Below are 2,093 nucleotides of genomic sequence, written 5' to 3'. Positions count from 1 at the left end.
AGCGCGATGCCGTCCTGCATGTCCTGCGCGCTGTAGCCCAGCTCGACCCCGGGCTGCACCCGGGCGAAGGTGGCGGGCGCCACGGCCAGGTAGCCGCGCGCGGCCAGCCGGTCGGCCACGGCGCGGATGTGCGAGTTCACGCCGAAGATTTCCTGCAGCACGACCACGGCGCCGCGCGCCTGGCCCTCGGGCTGCGCGACCCAGGCGGGCACCTTGAAACCGTCAGCCGATGCGATGTCCACGAAATTGCCCATGATGATGCGACTCCTTTGCCGAAAGGGATGAGTGAGAGAGGGTGGTTGGAAGAAAGCGGAACGGTGAAAAGACGCGCCGGCCCGGGCCGGCGGATGCTGTAATGCGGGACCTTTCGCCAACGGTGCATTCTTGCAGGAGACGGCAATTGAACAAAGTGGTACTTGTGACCGGTGGTAGCCGGGGCATCGGCGCAGCGACCGCACGCCTGGCCGCGCGCCAGGGCTGGGCGGTGGCGGTGAACTACGCCCGCGATGCGCAGGCGGCCGACGCCGTGGTGCAGGCCATCCGCGAGGCGGGCGGCCAGGCCATCGCCGTGCAGGCCGACGTGGCGAAGGAAGACGAGGTCGTCGCCCTGTTCGAGGCGGTCGATGCCCGCTTCGGCGCGCTCGGTGCCCTGGTGAACAACGCGGGCGTGGTCGACGTGCCCGCGCGCGTGGACCAGATGAGCGCCGAGCGCCTGCGCCGCATGTTCGACATCAACGTGGTGGGCAGCTTTCTCTGCGCACGCGAGGCCGTGCGGCGCATGAGCACGAAGCACGGCGGCGCGGGCGGCAGCATCGTCAACGTGTCCAGCGCCGCGGCACGGCTGGGCGCGGCCGGGCAGTACGTGGACTACGCCGCCTCCAAGGGCGCCATCGACGTGCTCACGCTCGGCCTGGCCCGCGAGGTGGCGGCCGAGGGCGTCCGCGTGAATGCGGTGCGGCCCGGCCTCATCGACACCGACATCCACGCCAGCGGCGGCCTGCCCGACCGCGTGCGTGATCTGGCGCACCAGGTGCCCATGGGGCGGGGCGGCACGGCCGAGGAGGTGGCCGAGGCCATCGTCTGGCTGATGTCGGAGGCGGCCAGCTACACCACCCTGTCACTGCTCGACGTCTCCGGAGGCCGCTGATGGACCTGAAACCGCTCATCACGCTGCTGGCCATCGTGAACCCGCTGGCCATCGTGCCGTTCTTCATCCACTACACCGACGGGTTTTCGCAGCGCCAGCGCCGGCGCACCATCAGGTGGCGGCCTTCAGCGCGTTCTGCGTGATCGCGGCCTGCGCGCTGCTCGGGCTGCAGATCCTGGAGTTCTTCAACATCTCGCTGCAGAGCTTCCAGGTGGGCGGCGGCATGCTGCTGCTCATCAGCGCGATGAACATGCTCAACGCCCAGCCGGCCGAGGCCAAGCCCCACACCCACGAACTGGAGGAAGGCGCCGAGAAGGCCGCCCAGGGCGACAGCATCGCCGTGGTGCCGCTCACCATCCCGCTGCTCACCGGGCCGGCCAGCATGTCCACCGTGGTGATCTATGCCGACCGGGCGCAGACCTTCTGGCAGCACCTGGCGCTGGTGGGCTACGGCGTGGTCATCGCCGGCGCCACGGCGCTGTGCTTCGCGCTGGCCGACCCCATCGCGCGCGTGCTGGGCAAGACCGGCATCAACGTGATGACGCGGCTCATGGGCCTGATCCTCGCGGCGCTGGCGGTGGAGGTGATGGCCGAAGGGCTGGGCAAGCTGTTCCCCGTGCTGGTCGCGCGCTGAAGGCACGGCATGTCCACCACCCACGCCCGGTTGCTGCTGCTGGAGGACGACCCCGCCATCGCGCGCACGGTGGCCTATGCGCTCGAGCGCGAGGGGCTGTCCATCGTGCACAGCCTGCTGCTGCGGGACGCGCGCGAACAGCTGCGCGCCCGGCCCTTCGAGCTGCTGGTGCTGGACGTGGGCCTGCCCGACGGCAACGGCCTCGATCTGCTGCGCGACCTGCGCCGCGACCCGGCGCACCAGGCCACGCCGGTGCTCATGCTGAGCGCACACGGCGAAGAACTCGACCGCGTGCTGGGCCTGGAACTGGGC

4 protein-coding genes and 1 pseudogene are annotated in these 2,093 nt (G+C 70.5%); 4 read left to right on the top strand and 1 reads right to left on the bottom strand.

Features of this window, described 5'->3' with window-relative positions:
- Positions 1 to 254, bottom strand: a 254-nt coding sequence (locus AC27KI_RS23460; RefSeq protein ID WP_487116123.1) for a dienelactone hydrolase family protein, incomplete at its 3' end; no start/stop codon positions are given.
- Positions 255 to 400: 146 nt separating this feature from the next.
- Between AC27KI_RS23460 and AC27KI_RS23455 the strand changes: the two genes are divergently transcribed.
- From AC27KI_RS23455 to AC27KI_RS23440, 4 genes and pseudogenes are all read left to right on the top strand, one after another.
- Entirely contained in the window at positions 401 to 1,147 is a 747-nt protein-coding gene (locus AC27KI_RS23455) for an SDR family oxidoreductase (RefSeq protein ID WP_487090920.1), read from the top strand.
- The gene (locus AC27KI_RS23450; RefSeq protein WP_487116121.1) at positions 1,147 to 1,290 is read left to right on the top strand and encodes a hypothetical protein; all 144 of its coding nucleotides are present in this window, start codon (positions 1,147 to 1,149) and stop codon (positions 1,288 to 1,290) included. The genes AC27KI_RS23455 and AC27KI_RS23450 overlap by 1 nt, the downstream gene beginning before the upstream one ends.
- Positions 1,245 to 1,781 (top strand): annotated as a pseudogene (locus AC27KI_RS23445) (MarC family protein); the annotation flags it as partial. The gene AC27KI_RS23450 and the pseudogene AC27KI_RS23445, both read left to right, overlap by 46 nt.
- Positions 1,782 to 1,790: 9 nt before the next feature.
- A partial coding sequence (locus AC27KI_RS23440; RefSeq protein ID WP_487116119.1) for a response regulator occupies positions 1,791 to 2,093 on the top strand: 303 nt, incomplete at its 3' end.

Source organism: Acidovorax sp. KPB24-03 (assembly GCF_057546605.1).
This window is presented reverse-complemented; position numbering and strand designations above follow the sequence as displayed.